Below are 16,208 nucleotides of genomic sequence, written 5' to 3'. Positions count from 1 at the left end.
GGGCATGATCGTGAGCAGCGAATTCACCCCAACTGAAATGATGACCATAGCCGCGTCCCGCGCATTGACCAATGATGATGTGTGTTTCGTCGGAATAGGCGCGCCATCCGCCGCGTGTAATGTGGCGCGGTTGACCCACGCGCCGGACATAACCCTGATTTATGAGAGCGGCACGATTGGCACAAGACCAGACGTACTCCCGCTCTCGATAGGCGATGGCGAGCTATGCGATACAGCCCAGTTCACAGTGTCAGTGCCCGAAATGTTTCGCTATTGGCTACAGGGCGGCAGGATAACAACCGGATTTCTTGGGGGTGCGCAAATTGATCGATTTGCCAATCTCAATACGACTGTCGTGGGTGAATATGATCATCCAAAAGTCAGGTTACCGGGCGGCGGCGGCGCGCCGGAAATCGCCAGTAACTGCGGGCAGATATTCATTACCATGGCTTTGACCAATCGCGGATTCGTGGACCATCTGGATTTCATCACATCGATGGGACATGGCGAGGGTGGTGATCACCGCGCGCGCTTGGGCATGAAGACAAAGGGTCCGAGCAGGGTAATCACGGACCTGTGTATTCTTGAGCCGGACCCGGTCACGAAGGAATTAACCGTGGTGTCAATACATCAGGGGGTAAGCCGGAAACAAATTCAGGATAATTGTGGCTGGCCAATCAAATTTGCTACGGACCTTATTGAAACTCCCGCTCCCACAGATACAGAACTGTTGGTTCTACGGGATATCAATGCACGAACGAAAAAAGCGCATGAGGCAGCATGATGGGCGACGTATTTATCTGTGATTATATCCGGACGCCTATTGGCCGCTTTGGAGGTGCCCTTGCGGGTGTCCGTACGGACGATCTCGGTGCCATCCCCATCAAGGCCCTCATTGAACGAAACAAGTCGGTTGATTGGGCGGCTGTCGACGAAGTTATCTTCGGATGCGCCAATCAGGCTGGTGAGGACAATCGCAATGTTGCCCGCATGTCGTCGCTGCTCGCAGGATTGCCTGTTGAAGTGCCGGGCACCACTATGAACCGGCTTTGTGGTTCGGGCATGGATGCGATCATCACGGCAGCGCGCGCTATCCGTGCGGGTGAAATGGACATCGCAATCGCTGGCGGCGTTGAATCCATGTCGCGTGCACCCTTCGTAATGCCGAAAGCAGACAGTGCCTTTTCCCGGAATGCTGAAATTTATGATACGACAATCGGCTGGCGGTTTATCAACCCGCTCATGAAAGATCAGTATGGCGTGGATTCCATGCCTGATACCGGTGAAAACGTAGCGGAAGATTTTCACGTTTCACGCGCCGATCAGGATGCCTTCGCGGTACGCTCCCAGCAACTGGCGGGCAAAGCGCAGGACAATGGCCGCCTTGCGAGAGAGATAACACCCGTTCTCATTCCGCAAAAAAAGGGCGATCCAATATCCGTAAACACGGATGAACATCCGCGCCCGCAAACGACGATAGAGGCACTTGCAAAGCTTCCTACACCATTTCGTGCGGGCGGGACCGTAACAGCGGGAAATGCCTCCGGCGTGAATGATGGGGCTGCCGCTCTGATTATAGCCTCTGGGGCTGCGGCAAAAAAATATGGCCTCAACCCGATTGCGCGTGTCCTGGGTGGAGCAACAGCAGGTGTAGCGCCCCGCATCATGGGCTTCGGCCCGGCACCTGCAACAAAGAAGTTATGCGCGCGCCTTGGTCTGACTCCGGCGGATTTTGACGTCATCGAACTCAATGAAGCCTTTGCGTCTCAAGGACTTGCGACTTTGCGCGATCTTGGGATTGCGGACGACGCTGAGCACGTCAATCCCAATGGCGGGGCGATTGCTTTGGGTCACCCGCTTGGCATGACGGGCGCGCGTATTACCGGAACGGCAGCGCTGGAACTGCAATTGCGTGGCGGCAGGCTTGCCTTGGCAACAATGTGCATAGGCGTTGGACAGGGCATTGCAGTAGCACTTGGAAGTGTCTGAATTCGGCACAAACCACCGTCTGGTGGAAGTGTTTGACGCGTGCTATGGGCGGGCATGAGCAAGTTCGTTCTTCTTCTGGGCGGCACCGTCCGGGTCACTGACCGCCTTTTGCAACAGGTCGCCGGAGCCAGGGTTCTGGCCGCCGATGGCGGTATTGCGCATGCTGCAGCTTTAGGGCTTGAGCCTGAATTATGGCTGGGCGATTTCGATTCGACGTCTCCCGAGTTGGAAACGCAGTACGCGCATGTGCCGCGACAGGTCTTTCCGGCGGCAAAGGATATGACAGATGGTGAACTCGCCTTGAATGAAGCATATCGTTTGGGCGCCACGGAAGTCGTACTTTGCGGCGCATTTGGTGGCGAACGCACGGATCACACACTTCTCCACCTGACGATGGCGACGGCACATGCCGCGCAAGGGCGCAAGATCATCCTGTCAAGCGGCAGCGAAGAAGCGCACCCGCTTGTGAGTGGAGAATATGCCTTCGATTTTGCCGAAGACACGCAGTTCAGCATTGTTGCATTTTCGCACTTACACGGACTTTTTATCGAAGGTGCACGCTGGCCGCTTGAAAATGTGGAACTTTCTTTCGGTTCATCGCTTACTGTGTCGAATGCCGTATGTGGAAACCTCCACGTATCGCTCCATTCGGGCAAAGCAATCCTGATTGCAGCGCCGCAAATTGCCTGATGCTTGTCAATACAGGCAGAAAGTGCAATGTTTGCAGCACAGCATTGGGGACGCAAGCTGGTAAGTTTGGTTTTAGAAACGGGAGAGGTCTTCCATGTTGAAAAGTTTATCTACAGTTGCAGTCGCCGCAGTTCTGGCATTCTCAGTTGCTGGTTGCACAACCAGTGAACAGCGGACAGCCGGATATGGTGTTGGCGGTGCAGCACTCGGTGCATTGGCCGGTGGCGCAATCGGTGGTGGCCGTGGTGCTCTTGCCGGTGCCGCAATCGGTGGCGCTTCCGGCGTCGTCGTCGGCGCAGCAACTTCGGACGGCGGACGCCGTTACTGCACATACGAAAACCGCTACGGCGAACGCTATCGCGCTCCTTGCCGCTAAGCAGTTAGCAATTTGTGTAAAACAGGCCGGTTTTCCGGCCTGTTTTTTTGTGCGCATGCTCGTGTGATCGGAAGCGATCTTTCTTCTGCCGCATTGCGGAAGCAAGGTTTTGCCGCACTTTTAAATGGAGAGGTTATTATGAAAATTCGTTTTGCTGCCATAGCAGCCACTGCGCTTCTGGCATTTACGATTGCCGGATGTGAGACGAGTGAGCAAAATCAGCGCGCCGGGACGGGTGCATTGATTGGTGCTGGCGCTGGTGCGCTGGCTGGTCAGGCTTTGGGGCGTGATACGAAAAGCACTGTGATCGGCGCTGGCGCCGGTGCCTTGCTTGGTGCGGCTGTAGGTACAGCCACCACACCACGGGGCGGAAACGAAAATCTTTGCCGCTACCAGCGGCCTGACGGATCAATCTACAATGCTCCGTGTCAGGGTAATGGCGGCGGTGCCTATGGAAATGGCCGCTATCCGGATGATGACGGCTATCGTGACCAGCGCAGGCGCCGGTACAACCCCGACCAGTATAGTGATGGCGGCGGTTACTGATTGAGAATCACGGATTTAAACAAACAGGCCGGAATTTCCGGCCTGTTTCATTTGACAGAACACATATTCTCATCGACAAGCCCTGACAAATCCTGCTCGAACTTCCGGAATGACTGAGTTTTATGGCCCCACCACTGTTACGCCTTGATAGAATTGCCCTGACATTCGGCGGTACACCGCTTCTGACCGATGCAGCGATTTCAGTGAGCGAGAATGATCGTATTGCCCTTGTCGGCCGCAATGGCTCCGGCAAGTCGACGCTGCTCAAGATTGCAGCCGGTTTCGTTACGCCGACTGATGGGGAAGTATTCAAACATCCGGCAGTCACTGTCCGTTATCTGGCGCAGGCTCCGGATATGGACGGGTTTGCCAATGTGCGCGCCTATGTGGAGGCCGGGCTTGGACCGGCAGATGATCTTTACCGCGTCAGCTACCTGCTCGAACATCTGGGTCTGACAGGTGACGAGAAGCCCGAAAATCTGTCGGGTGGAGAGACGCGCCGCGCTGCTCTGGCGAAGGTCCTTGCTCCGCAGCCCGATATATTGCTGCTGGACGAACCGACCAACCACCTGGATCTTACCACCATTGAGTGGTTGGAAAGCGAGCTGAGGCAAATACGTTCGGCCATCGTCGTAATTTCCCATGACCGGCGGTTTCTGGAGAATGTAAGCCGGTCGACCATCTGGCTGGATCGCGGCGTTACGAAACGGCTGGATCAGGGTTTCGGGTCATTTGAAGAGTGGCGGGACAAGGTTCTGGAAGAGGAAGAACGGGACCTGCACAAGCTCGGGCGCCAAATCGTCCGGGAAGAGCACTGGCTGCGTTACGGCGTTACGGCACGGCGCAAACGTAACATGCGGCGCTTGGGTGATCTGCAATCCATGCGTAGCGAGTTTCGCAACCATCGCGGTGCACAGGGCAAAGCTGTGCTGAAAGCGAGCGATGCCAAGGAATCCGGCAAGCTGGTGATTGAAGCGGAACATCTGTCCAAAGCTTATGATGGCCGCACTTTGGTGGATGATTTTTCGACGAGAATCCAGCGCGGAAATTGCGTTGGATTTGTCGGACCGAACGGAGCGGGTAAAACGACACTCCTGTCCATGCTGACAGGTTTGCTCAGGCCGGATAGCGGATTCGTCAAACTCGGCACAAATCTGGAAGTTGCCGTGCTGGATCAGCGTCGTGACAGCCTTAATCTGGAACAGACCCTGTCAGACTATTTGACCGATGGACGCGGTGAGAATGTTATCGTCAATGGCGAGCAACGCCATGTTGCCTCCTATATGAAGGACTTCCTGTTTCAACCCGAGCAGTTGCGCACGCCAATACGTGAACTATCCGGTGGCGAGCGGGCGCGTCTGATGCTGGCGCGCGTTCTTGCCCGGCCGGCAAATCTGCTGGTGCTGGACGAACCGACGAACGACCTTGATATGGAAACGCTGGATCTGCTGCAGGAACTGGTGGCAGGTTTTGCCGGCACAGTGCTTCTCGTCAGCCATGATCGCGATTTTCTCGACCGCACCGTAACTTCAGTCATTGCTCCGGAAGGTGATGGAAAATGGCTGGAATATGCCGGCGGCTATACGGATATGCTGGCGCAACGCAAAGAGACTGCCATTGCGACCCGCAAGGAGCTAAAGGCGGCAAAACCACAAGTGGCACAAGTTTCCGCAACCGAGAAAGCGGCTGTACCGAGAGAAGAGAAGCGCAAGCTTTCCTATAAGCAGAAATTCGCGCTTGAGACGCTTCCGGCGAAGATTGAAGCTCTCCATGGTGAAATCGTGGTGCTTGAAAAGAAGCTGGCTGATCCGGACCTTTTTGCGAAGAACCCGAGCTTGTTCAACAAGACTGTCGAGGAGATCGGCAAAAAGCGCACAAGTCACGAAGCGCTCGAACACGAATGGCTGGAGCTTGAAATGCTGCGGGAAGAAATCGAAGGGTAATTTTCCGGCTGGCCTGACACAGACCAGCCGGGAGTGGTTTCATTCAACCAGCTTCAACTCACGAAATGTGGCAAGAATTGTTGCCTGCTGATCCTTGATAAATCCAGAAAACTCAGATGATGGCTGATAAAGATCAACCCATCCTTGCTTTTTCAGCAACGCTTTCCACTCCGGGCTTTGCACGAGTTTGCCCAAAGTCGTATCCAACTGCTTCGTTTGTTCGTCTGTCAGACTGGCTTGTCCGAGCAATCCGCGCCAATTGACGAGTTCAACGTCGACGCCTTGTTCCTTCATTGTGGGAACATCAATTCCCTCTAGCCGCTCTGGGGATGAAATGCCGAGTGAGCGGATTGTGCCCGCTGAAATCTGCCCGGCAAATTCGGCGTATCCACCGGCACCGACGGAAATATGACCACCCATGACCTGCCCAAGCATTTCACCACCGGCACCGATAGCCACGTAATTCATCTTCGACAGATCGCCTCCGATTGCTTTGACGATCATGCCATACAATAGATGATCGACACCGCCCGCCGCGAAGCCGCCTAATGATACCGATCCCGGATCGGTTTTGAACGCCTTGACGAGATCATCCATGTTTTTGAAAGGTGAGTCCGCAGGCACGACGAGGGTAAGATACTCTCCCGTCATCCGCGCCACCGGCTTGGTTTGCTCCATTGTCACGGGTGATTTGTTGGTCAGGATTGATCCGACCATACCAATTCCCGTGACGATGAGGCCTGTATCGGGATATTGTTTTGAAACGAATTCGGCGAGGCCGATAGTGCCTCCAGCGCCCGGGCGGTTTACTACCTGAATATCCCCGGCAAGTTTCAAATCCTGAAGCAGTTGCTGCGTAGAACGGGCCAATTGATCGTAGCCACCACCTGGACCTGCCGGAGCGATAATTTCGATGTTTTTCAGCCCCTCGGCATGCGCCAATGAAGCCATGCCAAAGGCTAGCGCCAACGCCAACGTGCGAAGTTTCATGTATTCCTCCCTGAAAGCTCCCATGCTCGATACTTATGTATAGAGCCGTTAGAGGCTGCGGGAAGATTCTGTCATGGGGCTGTCTTTGAAAAGCCGGAATCGCCGTCAGTTGGTTTTCGGAGCAAGACGGGTCGCCAGCGATTCTATGCGTCCTGCGACCTCGGACAAAACGCCTGTGATGGCTGAGTCGTTCTTATCGGCTTTTGCCAATGCTTCATCGCGGCTTTTGCGCAGCGCTTCGGCCTCGTTTTCAAGACCGGTCAGACGCAGCTGCAATTCATGAAGTTCGTCCGTGACCATAATACCAGCCATGACTGTCAGGCGCAGATCGCCAATCTCGCCGAAAGATGATTTCAGATGCGTCACGTAACGGTCAAAACGCTCCGCCAACCCGGTCAGGTGTTGCTCCTGCCCTTCGTCACAGGCCATTCTGTAGGCTTTGCCATCAATCGTTACGGTAACGGTAGCCATGGTCGTTTCTTCCTGTTTATCGATCGAGTACCGTGCGGATGGATTCCATCGCAGCGACAAGACGGCGTGAAACTTCTTTATTGGCCGCCTCCAGCCGTTCGGCGCGCCCTTCAGAAGCGTCAAGCTCCTGTGCCAGCTTACGGCGGTCCATGTTCATGCGCTGGACCTCTTCTTCCGCTTCGGCAAAGTCGCCTTCATGCTCCAGACGCATTTCAACTGCATCCTCAAGGGCGGAGAGCGATTTGGCCAATCTTTCCAAAACTTGTTTGAGGGTGGCTTCAGATGCCATTTTCGACGTTTCCCCTGCGTCTCAATCTTTTCAGCGAATCGCAAAAAGAAGAACAACTTATGACAATGAGTCTAGTGGTTACATTAATGCTGCGTCAATCAATCCGAAGGGTCAGCCGCCATTCATGCACCGATAATAATGTGCCGCGACGAAAGACTTGCATCAGAGTGTCCCAATTTGGCCCAGCTTTTATTGACTCCCTCTAGACACCTGCTATTTGTCGCGTGCCTTTTGGATATTGTCTAAACCGGCATCCAGAAACGGCATCTCCTTTCCACTTCGAAAGACGGTGACTATGACCAATTCTGAAAAATCCAATCAAATGGCCAACGCAATTCGCTTTCTTTCTGCGGATGCAGTGGAAAAAGCCAATTCCGGTCATCCCGGTCTCCCCATGGGCGCAGCCGATATTGCGACCGTCCTCTATACAAAGTTTCTGAAATTTGATCCCAAAGCACCGCATTGGGCCGACCGTGACCGTTTCGTGCTGTCTGCCGGCCACGGCTCCATGCTGCTTTATTCGCTGCTCTATCTCACCGGATATGATGATATCGATATTGAGCAGATCAAGAATTTCCGCCAGCTCGGCTCACGCACTGCAGGCCACCCTGAATATGGCCACGCTGCGGGTATCGAAACAACGACCGGCCCGTTGGGTCAGGGGCTTGCCAACGCTGTGGGTATGGCATTGTCCGAACGCATCATGAATGCGCATTTCGGCGACGATCTGGTAGATCACCACACCTATGTCATCGCCGGTGACGGTTGCCTTATGGAAGGCATCAGCCAGGAAGCGATTTCACTGGCCGGTCATCTCAAGCTGAACAAGCTCATTGTTTTCTGGGATCACAACAATATCTCGATCGATGGTCCTGTTACTCTCGCCGACAACACCGACCAACCTGCACGTTTTGAAGCATCGGGCTGGAATTCGATCAGTGTAGACGGACATGATCAGGATGCGATTGCCGCTGCTATCGAACGCGCGCAGAAATCCGATAAGCCAACCCTCATTGCCTGCAAAACCACCATCGGTTTTGGCGCGCCAACCAAGGCCGGTACCAACAAGGTGCATGGCTCACCGTTAGGTGCTGAAGAGCTTGCAGGCGCACGCAAGGCGCTCGGCTGGGCTTCGGAGCCTTTTGTTGTTCCGACAGAAATTCTTGACGAATGGCGTCTTGCAGGCCTGCGTTCCGCAAAGGAACACACGGCTTGGAACTCACGCCTTGAAGCTGCAGATTCCGAACTGCGCTCTGAATTTGACCGCCGTATGCGTGGTGATCTGCCCGGCAATTTCGAAGCGACAATTTCCGCCTACAAGAAGAAGCTGTCCGAAGAAAAGCCGAAGGTTGCCACTCGCAAAGCTTCCGAAATGGCGCTTGAAGTCATCAATGGTGTGGTTCCTGAAACAATCGGCGGATCAGCCGATCTGACGGGTTCAAACAACACCAAGACCAGCCAGACCAAAGGTATCAGCGCCGAGGATTACGGCCAGCGTTACGTGCATTACGGTATCCGCGAACACGGCATGGCAGCGGCGATGAATGGTATTGCATTGCATGGCGGCCTGATCCCTTACTCCGGTACGTTCCTGACCTTCTCGGACTACGCACGTGGTGCAATGCGCCTGTCGAGCCTGATGGGCATTCGCGTCATCTACGTCATGACCCATGATTCCATCGGTCTTGGTGAAGACGGTCCAACACATCAGCCGGTCGAGCATCTGGCTGCTTTGCGCGCTATCCCGAACAATTATGTGTTCCGGCCTGCCGACGTTGTTGAAACAGCTGAATGCTGGGAAATTGCGCTCAAGTCACGCACAACGCCATCGACCATTGCCTTGACCCGTCAGAACCTGCCAACGGTTCGTGATGTTCACGTCGAGGAAAACAAGTGTTCTTACGGTGCCTATGAGCTTGCAACTGCAAGTGGTAAGGCGGAGGTCACTATTTTCGCAACCGGTTCGGAAGTTGAAATCGCCCTCAATGCAAGAACACAGCTTGAGAAGAACGGACATCCAACCCGCGTGATTTCCGTACCGTGCTTTGAACTTTTCGAAGCCCAAAGCGATGATTACAAACGTACATTGATTGGCGATGCGCCGGTCAAGGTTGCGGTTGAAGCAGCAATCCGCATGGGTTGGGATCGCTTCATCGGCACTGACGGTATTTTCATCGGTATGAATGGTTTTGGGGCCAGCGGTCCTATCGAAGAGCTCTATGAACATTTCGGTATCACTGCATCGCATATCGTCAGCGCTGCAGAAGCCAAGTTGAAATAACCCAGTCCATTCCTTCATATTCCATTCAAGGGCTCCAATACCCTAAGGAGAAAACAGATATGACAGTTCGCGTTGCAATTAACGGATTTGGTCGCATTGGCCGTAACGTTCTTCGCGCTATCGTAGAATCCGGGCGAACCGATATTGAAGTCGTTGCCATCAACGATCTTGGTCCGGTTGAGACCAATGCCCACCTGATGCGTTATGACAGCGTTCATGGCCGCTTTCCCGGCACTGTTACCGTAGCTGGCGACACAATTGACGTTGGTCGCGGTCCGATCAAGGTAACAGCCGTTCGCAATCCCGCCGAATTGCCCTGGAAGGAACTGGGCGTCGATATCGCGCTGGAATGCACAGGCATCTTTACGGCCCGTGACAAGGCGGCTGCCCATCTCGAAGCTGGCGCAAAGCGTGTTATCGTTTCTGCTCCCTCCGATGGAGCCGATCTGACCGTTGTTTATGGCGTTAACGATCATAAGCTGACCAAAGAGCATATGGTGATTTCCAACGCGTCGTGCACGACAAACTGTCTTGCCCCGGTTGCTTACGTGTTGAACGAAGCCATTGGCATCGATCATGGTTTCATGACCACGATCCACAGCTATACAGGCGATCAACCAACTCTCGATACCATGCACAAGGATCTTTATCGTGGCCGTGCTGCTGCCTTGTCCATGATCCCAACTTCTACCGGCGCTGCAAAGGCGGTTGGTCTGGTCTTGCCTGAACTTAACGGCAAGCTCGACGGCAGTTCCATCCGTGTCCCAACGCCGAATGTCTCGGTTGTGGATTTCAAGTTTGTTGCCAAGAAATCGACAAGCGTTGCTGAAATCAATGATGCGATCAAATCAGCGGCCAATGGCAAGCTGAAGGGTATTCTTGGCGTCACCGATGCACCAAATGTCTCGATCGATTTCAATCATGATCCACATTCGTCCATATTCCACCTTGATCAGACCAAGGTTATGGACGGCACATTCGTGCGCGTTCTTTCCTGGTATGATAATGAATGGGGCTTCTCAAGCCGCATGAGCGACACTGCGGTCGCTTTCGGCAAGTTGATCTGACCAGCTTTGAAGTGATTTGATTTCAAATGGCGGGTCGACACACCCGCCATTTTTGTTTTTGATGGTTATACAGTTCGCCATGCGGGCTTTTCCAGGCGGCTGTATGCAGATGAGGGCTAAATCCAATGACTAACTTCAAAACGCTTGATGATGCCGATGTGGCAGGTAAGCGCGTTCTGGTGCGCGTCGATCTCAATGTTCCAGTCAGCGACGGTGTTGTAACAGACTCAACACGGATTGAACGGGTAGCGCCGACTATTCAGGAACTTTCGAAAAAAGGTGCAAAAGTTATTCTGCTTGCGCATTTCGGGCGGCCGAAAGATGGCCCCGAGCCTCAGTTCTCGCTGGAACCCATCGCCCATGCGGTTACAAAAATAATAGGCCATAGCGTGCATTTTGCTGCAGACAGTATTGGTGAGAAGGCTGCCGCTGCGGTTGCCAAGCTCAAGGATGGTGACATTCTGCTTCTTGAAAATACGCGCTTTTACAAGGGCGAAGAGAAGAACGATCCCGAGCACGTCAAAGCTTTGGCCGCCAATGGAGACATCTATGTAAATGATGCGTTTTCTGCGGCACACCGCGCTCATGCGTCGACTGAGGGTCTTGCCCGTGTTTTGCCTGCCTATGCCGGACGCACCATGGAAGCCGAACTGCTTGCGCTGGAAAAGGGCCTTGGTGCTCCCAAGCGCCCTGTCGTGGCCATTGTCGGTGGCGCAAAGGTTTCGTCCAAGCTCGACCTCCTCGGCAATCTGGTGGAAAAAGTCGATGCGCTGGTTATCGGCGGCGGTATGGCGAATACATTCCTTGCAGCTCAAGGTGTCAAAGTCGGAAAATCGCTGTGCGAGCATGATCTGGCCGGGACCGCGCGGGAGATCATGGCTAAAGCCAAGGCAGCAAACTGCACGATCATCCTTCCGGTTGATGCAATCGTTGCCTGGCATTTTCAGGCCAATGCGCCATTCCACGCTTATGGGCTCGATGCGATTCCTGATGACGGCATGATCCTGGATGTTGGCCCGCAATCAATCGAGCGGGTTAAAGCCGCAATTGACGACGCATCCACGCTCGTCTGGAACGGTCCGCTTGGCGCCTTTGAGCTTACGCCATTCGACAAGGCGACAGTTGCAGCCGCCCGTCATGTGGCGGAGCGTACAAAGGCCGGGCATCTGGTTTCGGTTGCCGGTGGTGGAGATACCGTATCGGCGCTCAACCATGCAGGTGTTGCTGATGACTTCAGTTATGTTTCGACAGCAGGTGGCGCATTCCTTGAATGGATGGAAGGGAAACCATTGCCCGGCGTGGACGTGCTGAAGAAGTAAAATCCGCTCATTAATCAGGCCCGTAAACCGGGCCTGATTAACAAATAAAAGAAAATGTTATCTGGTTAAATCGGTTGAAAAAATTTCAATCGTTTCAATTACTTGGTGTGCCGTTTCGTTTGTCGTAGGCTTCTGTTATGGGGCGGATAAGGGAAAACGGAGTACATTATTCTATGAGCGAACGTCTGGAAGATATAGCGGTTGCAATGGTTGCCAACGGCAAGGGCCTTCTTGCTGCCGATGAAAGTTCAGGAACCATCAAAAAGCGGTTCGACAGCATCGGACTGGAATCCACCGCCGATAGCCGGCGCGATTACCGCGAAATGCTCTTCCGCTCCGATGATGCGATGAAGAACTACATTTCAGGTGTCATCCTTTACGATGAAACCATTCGCCAGAACGCCAAGGATGGCACGTCTCTCGTCAAGATCATGCAGGATGCGGGTTGCATCCCGGGCATCAAGGTCGATGCGGGAGCAAAGCCGCTTGCAGGCTTTCCTGGTGAAACCATTACTGAAGGTCTGGATGGCCTGCGTGAGCGTCTCGCTGAATATTACAAGCTCGGAGCACGCTTCTCCAAGTGGCGCGCAGCGATTGCTATTTCCGACGGCCTGCCGACATGGGGCGCCGTCAAGCAGAATGCTCAAGCTTTGGCACGCTATGCTGCGCTTTGCCAGGAAGCTGGAATTGTTCCGATTGTTGAGCCGGAAGTTCTCATGGACGGCACACCCGGCAACCATTCGATTGAGCGTTGCTATGAAGTCAGCGAATGGGTTCTAAAAACTGTATTCGACGAACTATATGACGCTCGCGTGGTGCTCGAAGGCATGATCCTCAAGCCAAACATGGTCGTTGCTGGTCAAAAAGCTCAGAAGGCATCAGTAGAGCAGGTTGCTGAACAGACCGTACGTCTGTTGAAGTCGACTGTTCCATCCGCTGTTCCGGGCATTGCCTTCCTTTCCGGTGGCCAGACTGAAGAAGAGGCAACGGCGCATCTATCGGCCATGAATGCCAATTTCACCATGCCTTGGAAGCTGACTTTCTCTTATGGCCGTGCATTGCAGGCTGCAGCTTTGAGCGCATGGAACGGCAAGTCCGAGAATGTCGCAGCAGGACAACGCGCTTTTGCACACCGCGCTAAAATGAATGGTCTTGCCGCAACTGGCGGTTGGAAGAAAGATCTGGAAAAGGCGGCTTAAGGGTCTCTTAAGCATTTTTTATCCAAAAGCGTATCTCATGGAGCCCGGGTTGGAATCAGCCCGGGCTTTTTCATGGGGACGACTAAAGACGAATGAAACCTGCACCATTCCATCCTTTGCTGAGCTGGTTCCTTTATCCTGTCTATGCGTGGCAGGGGATAAATGTACGGCTGAAGACAGAGCGGATGCTTCCGCCCGCAGGTCTGCCTGTAGGTGAGATTGCTGGTAAGGACCCGGCGATACGCTTGCTTGTTCTGGGCGATTCCTCAGCCGCAGGTGTCGGTATCACGGATGCCTGGCAGGGATTATGCGTGAGGTTAGCGGTCCATCTGCAAGGGCGCACGGGACGCAAGGTTATCTGGCGAGCAGCGGGCTTCAATTCAGCTACATCCGGCCAGTTGCGCGATCATGTGGTGCCAAATCTCGAACGTGGGATGTGGACACATATTGTTCTCTCCACCGGTACCAATGATACGAAGAACTTCCATTCGCTGCCACGGTTCAAGCGCGAATTCGGCGGCCTTCTCTATGCCATGCGGGCGAAATGGCCGGAAGCACATGTTGTGTGGTCGCAGGTCATCGATTTTCGTGATGTACCTGCTATGCCGCCACTGCTCGGACGCATTCTGGAAGGCCGTGCCGGTGCCATCAACAAGCTTGGCGAACGGCTATGCCGCGAACGTATGGCGATACCGGCAGTACGCTTGCCGATAGAGTCTGCGGAGGGATTCTCAACAGACGGGTTCCACGCTTCGGCTCTTGGATATGATGCCTGGGCGAAACATCTGGTTCCCTATATCCTGAACCGGCCTCAGGCCGAAGAGGGTGAGACAGGACAGTAGGGATCAGTATCCTGCATGCCGCGAAATGCCGACCACCAAAATTGCCAGAACTGCCCCGACGGCGATTTTCCAGAAATCCTTGCGCTTTTTAAGCCCCGGCCAGCCAAGTGGCTTGAAGAGGTGTAACGCCATTATAACGATGAAAATGAAGGACAGGATTTTGGTCATGGGGAGCTGATTGCAATATCCTGTTGATTGAAATGAGCAGTGTGCCAAGTGCACAGAATTGTCAATTCGCCCTTTGACTCCGCCCTTCGTATTTAGGATGCTTAATGCGGGAGGAATTTCATGACATCACGATATGCGCAGGTCTATCAGGACTGGCAGTCCGATCCTTTGGCATTCTGGGCCAAGGCAGCGGTGGCAATCGACTGGACCAAGCCATGGGACAAGGTTTTTGATCCTGAGGACGGACCTTACGGACGTTGGTATGCAGGGGCCGAATGCAACACCTGCTACAATGCTGTAGATCGTCATGTGCTCGCTGGGCGTGGTGATCAGGATGCACTGATACACGACAGTGCGATAACCGGCACCACGCGAAAAATAACCTATAGTGCTCTACAGGCCGAGATTGAAGCATTGGCGGCTGTGCTGGTCGACAAGGGGGTCGGCAAAGGTGATCGCGTTATCATTTACATGGCAATGGTGCCTGAGGCCGTTGTCGCCATGCTCGCATGTGCCCGCATAGGTGCAGTGCATTCTGTGGTCTTTGGAGGCTTTGCAGCTAACGAGCTTGCAACGCGCATAGACGACGCCAAGCCAATCATGATAATTGCCACGTCCTGCGGGCTGGAGCCGGGCAGGGTCGTTGCTTACAAGCCAATGCTCGACAAGGCAATTGAGCAGGCAAGTCACAAGGTGAATGCCTGCCTGATCCTTGTCCGTCCGCAACAACCGCATGAGCTGGTTGCAGGGCGCGATATCGATTATGCGCAAGCAGTTGCCGCAACGGCTGGGCGCAATGTTCCCTGCACATCTCTCAAGGCCACTGACCCGCTCTACATCCTTTATACGTCGGGTACGACGGGCCAGCCCAAAGGGGTCGTGCGCGATAATGGCGGCCATCTGGTAGCGCTTGCCTGGTCCATGGGGGCCGTCTACGACACCTATCAGGGTGAGGTATTCTGGGCAGCTTCGGATATAGGCTGGGCAGTCGGACACTCTTATATCGCTTATGCACCGCTGTTCATTGGAGCGACGAGTATCCTTTATGAAGGCAAGCCGGTCGGAACGCCCGACGCCGGTACTTTCTGGCGTATTGTTGCCGATCACAAGGTAAAGGTGCTGCTCACCGCGCCGACTGCGTTCCGTGCAATAAAGAAAGAAGACCCCAAGGGAGAGTTCATAGGGAAATATGATATTTCTTCATTGAAATATCTTTTCCTTGCCGGGGAACGGGCAGATACGGATACTATCAAATGGGCTGAAGAAAAGCTCGGAGTTCCGGTGATTGACCATTGGTGGCAGACCGAGAGCGGCTGGCCCATGGCAGCCAATCCCGCCGGGCTCGGCATGCTGCCGGTAAAGTATGGTTCGCCAACCGTGCCGATGCCCGGCTATGACGTGCAGGCATTGGATGATGCCGGTCACCCGGTAAAACGCGGGGAACTTGGCAATATTGTTGTCAAACTGCCGCTGCCACCTGCGTTTCTGCCGACATTGTGGAATGCTGATCAGAGATTTCGCGAGGCATATATCAGCGAGTTTCCCGGCTACTATAAGACAGCCGATGCGGGCATCGTGGACGAAGACGGTTATATTTACATCATGAGCCGTACCGATGACATCATCAACGTGGCTGGCCACCGTCTTTCAACCGGGGCGATGGAGGAAGTTCTTTCCAGTCATCCGGATGTTGCCGAATGCGCTGTCATTGGCATCGCCGATCAGGTGAAGGGGCAAGTTCCTTGTGGTTTCATCGTTCTGAAATCGGGTGTTACGCGTAGCGAAGCTGAGATTGAGCAGGATTGCGTGGCGCTTATGCGTGAACGTATCGGCCCGGTGGCCGCTTTTAAAACAGCGATAACAACCAAGCGTCTGCCAAAGACACGTTCCGGTAAAATATTGCGTGGTACGATGCAAAAGATTGCTGATCAGGAGCCGTGGAATATGCCGGCGACGATTGACGATCCGGCAATCCTCGATGAGATCAAGTCAGTGCTCAATGCGCGGGGAATTGGTACAGGCAACGGTTGACCATCTG

At 54.0% G+C, this 16,208-nt stretch carries 15 protein-coding genes and 1 pseudogene; 12 read left to right on the top strand and 4 right to left on the bottom strand.

Annotated elements, in window-relative coordinates; all coding sequences use genetic code 11:
* The first annotated feature begins 4 nt into the window (after positions 1–4).
* The 6 genes and pseudogenes from PMI41_RS21275 (at position 5) to PMI41_RS21250 (ending at position 5,544) form a co-directional block, all read left to right on the top strand.
* Entirely contained in the window at positions 5–784 is a 780-nt protein-coding gene (locus tag PMI41_RS21275; protein WP_040856134.1) for a CoA-transferase subunit beta, read from the top strand.
* The gene (pcaF, locus tag PMI41_RS21270; protein ID WP_008128302.1) at positions 784–1,989 is read left to right on the top strand and encodes a 3-oxoadipyl-CoA thiolase; all 1,206 of its coding nucleotides are present in this window, start codon (positions 784–786) and stop codon (positions 1,987–1,989) included. Before PMI41_RS21275 ends, pcaF begins: the two co-directional genes overlap by 1 nt.
* A 54-nt stretch (positions 1,990–2,043) precedes the next feature.
* Entirely contained in the window at positions 2,044–2,679 is a 636-nt protein-coding gene (locus PMI41_RS21265) for a thiamine diphosphokinase (RefSeq protein ID WP_008128301.1), read from the top strand.
* Positions 2,680–2,773: 94 nt separating this feature from the next.
* A complete protein-coding gene (locus tag PMI41_RS21260) occupies positions 2,774–3,055 on the top strand; it encodes a hypothetical protein (RefSeq protein ID WP_008128299.1) in 282 nt (93 codons plus the stop codon).
* 138 nt (positions 3,056–3,193) lie between these two features.
* Positions 3,194–3,484, top strand: a pseudogene (locus tag PMI41_RS21255) (YMGG-like glycine zipper-containing protein); the annotation flags it as partial.
* Positions 3,485–3,723: 239 nt separating this feature from the next.
* Entirely contained in the window at positions 3,724–5,544 is a 1,821-nt protein-coding gene (locus tag PMI41_RS21250; RefSeq protein WP_008128296.1) for an ATP-binding cassette domain-containing protein, read from the top strand.
* Positions 5,545–5,583: 39 nt separating this feature from the next.
* Here the strand turns inward: PMI41_RS21250 and PMI41_RS21245 are convergent, their stop codons facing one another.
* The 3 genes from PMI41_RS21245 to PMI41_RS21235 form a co-directional block, all read right to left on the bottom strand.
* Entirely contained in the window at positions 5,584–6,534 is a 951-nt protein-coding gene (locus tag PMI41_RS21245; protein WP_008128295.1) for a tripartite tricarboxylate transporter substrate-binding protein, read from the bottom strand.
* Between the two features lie 105 nt (positions 6,535–6,639).
* Positions 6,640–7,005 (bottom strand): cell division protein ZapA, encoded by a 366-nt coding sequence (locus PMI41_RS21240; protein WP_008128293.1) that lies wholly within the window; start codon positions 7,003–7,005, stop codon positions 6,640–6,642.
* Between the two features lie 16 nt (positions 7,006–7,021).
* Positions 7,022–7,294: a DUF4164 domain-containing protein gene (locus PMI41_RS21235; RefSeq protein WP_008128292.1), complete on the bottom strand. Its 273-nt coding sequence runs from the start codon at positions 7,292–7,294 to the stop codon at positions 7,022–7,024.
* Between the two features lie 295 nt (positions 7,295–7,589).
* Between PMI41_RS21235 and tkt the strand changes: the two genes are divergently transcribed.
* The 5 genes from tkt (at position 7,590) to PMI41_RS21210 (ending at position 14,002) form a co-directional block, all read left to right on the top strand.
* Complete coding sequence (gene tkt, locus PMI41_RS21230; protein WP_008128290.1) at positions 7,590–9,575, top strand: transketolase; 1,986 nt, start codon at positions 7,590–7,592, stop codon at positions 9,573–9,575.
* 59 nt (positions 9,576–9,634) lie between these two features.
* A complete protein-coding gene (gene gap, locus PMI41_RS21225; RefSeq protein ID WP_008128288.1) occupies positions 9,635–10,642 on the top strand; it encodes a type I glyceraldehyde-3-phosphate dehydrogenase in 1,008 nt (335 codons plus the stop codon).
* 125 nt (positions 10,643–10,767) lie between these two features.
* Positions 10,768–11,961, top strand: coding sequence for a phosphoglycerate kinase (locus tag PMI41_RS21220; RefSeq protein WP_008128287.1), 1,194 nt, complete (start codon positions 10,768–10,770; stop codon positions 11,959–11,961).
* 173 nt (positions 11,962–12,134) lie between these two features.
* Positions 12,135–13,160: a class I fructose-bisphosphate aldolase gene (locus PMI41_RS21215; protein ID WP_008128285.1), complete on the top strand. Its 1,026-nt coding sequence runs from the start codon at positions 12,135–12,137 to the stop codon at positions 13,158–13,160.
* 92 nt (positions 13,161–13,252) lie between these two features.
* Complete coding sequence (locus tag PMI41_RS21210) at positions 13,253–14,002, top strand: SGNH/GDSL hydrolase family protein (RefSeq protein ID WP_008128284.1); 750 nt, start codon at positions 13,253–13,255, stop codon at positions 14,000–14,002.
* 3 nt (positions 14,003–14,005) lie between these two features.
* Here the strand turns inward: PMI41_RS21210 and PMI41_RS25300 are convergent, their stop codons facing one another.
* Positions 14,006–14,170: a hypothetical protein gene (locus tag PMI41_RS25300; RefSeq protein WP_193372105.1), complete on the bottom strand. Its 165-nt coding sequence runs from the start codon at positions 14,168–14,170 to the stop codon at positions 14,006–14,008.
* Positions 14,171–14,290: 120 nt separating this feature from the next.
* Here PMI41_RS25300 and PMI41_RS21205 point away from each other — a divergent pair, with 120 nt between their 5' ends.
* Positions 14,291–16,201 carry a propionyl-CoA synthetase gene (locus tag PMI41_RS21205; RefSeq protein ID WP_008128283.1) on the top strand — a complete coding sequence of 637 codons (1,911 nt, stop codon included), beginning with the start codon at positions 14,291–14,293 and terminating at the stop codon, positions 16,199–16,201.
* Positions 16,202–16,208: the final 7 nt, after the last annotated feature.

Origin of the sequence: Phyllobacterium sp. YR531, from assembly GCF_000282595.1 — a bacterium.
Classification (GTDB): Bacteria; Pseudomonadota; Alphaproteobacteria; order Rhizobiales; family Rhizobiaceae; genus Phyllobacterium.
The sequence above is the reverse complement of the archived record's forward strand: the minus strand, read 5'-3'. Positions and strand labels throughout refer to the sequence as shown.

Excerpts from the sequence above, each read along its gene's own strand:
- PMI41_RS21250 (WP_008128296.1), top strand. The coding sequence starts at position 3,724 with ATGGCCCCACCACTGTTACGCCTTGATAGAATTGCCCTGACATTCGGC.
- PMI41_RS21220 (WP_008128287.1), top strand. The coding sequence starts at position 10,768 with ATGACTAACTTCAAAACGCTTGATGATGCCGATGTGGCAGGTAAGCGC.
- PMI41_RS21205 (WP_008128283.1), top strand. The coding sequence starts at position 14,291 with ATGACATCACGATATGCGCAGGTCTATCAGGACTGGCAGTCCGATCCT.
- gap (WP_008128288.1), top strand. The coding sequence starts at position 9,635 with ATGACAGTTCGCGTTGCAATTAACGGATTTGGTCGCATTGGCCGTAAC.
- PMI41_RS25300 (WP_193372105.1), bottom strand. The coding sequence starts at position 14,170 with ATGACCAAAATCCTGTCCTTCATTTTCATCGTTATAATGGCGTTACAC.
- PMI41_RS21260 (WP_008128299.1), top strand. The coding sequence starts at position 2,774 with ATGTTGAAAAGTTTATCTACAGTTGCAGTCGCCGCAGTTCTGGCATTC.
- tkt (WP_008128290.1), top strand. The coding sequence starts at position 7,590 with ATGACCAATTCTGAAAAATCCAATCAAATGGCCAACGCAATTCGCTTT.
- pcaF (WP_008128302.1), top strand. The coding sequence starts at position 784 with ATGGGCGACGTATTTATCTGTGATTATATCCGGACGCCTATTGGCCGC.
- PMI41_RS21245 (WP_008128295.1), bottom strand. The coding sequence starts at position 6,534 with ATGAAACTTCGCACGTTGGCGTTGGCGCTAGCCTTTGGCATGGCTTCA.
- PMI41_RS21240 (WP_008128293.1), bottom strand. The coding sequence starts at position 7,005 with ATGGCTACCGTTACCGTAACGATTGATGGCAAAGCCTACAGAATGGCC.
- PMI41_RS21275 (WP_040856134.1), top strand. The coding sequence starts at position 5 with ATGATCGTGAGCAGCGAATTCACCCCAACTGAAATGATGACCATAGCC.
- PMI41_RS21265 (WP_008128301.1), top strand. The coding sequence starts at position 2,044 with ATGAGCAAGTTCGTTCTTCTTCTGGGCGGCACCGTCCGGGTCACTGAC.
- PMI41_RS21210 (WP_008128284.1), top strand. The coding sequence starts at position 13,253 with ATGAAACCTGCACCATTCCATCCTTTGCTGAGCTGGTTCCTTTATCCT.
- PMI41_RS21235 (WP_008128292.1), bottom strand. The coding sequence starts at position 7,294 with ATGGCATCTGAAGCCACCCTCAAACAAGTTTTGGAAAGATTGGCCAAA.
- PMI41_RS21215 (WP_008128285.1), top strand. The coding sequence starts at position 12,135 with ATGAGCGAACGTCTGGAAGATATAGCGGTTGCAATGGTTGCCAACGGC.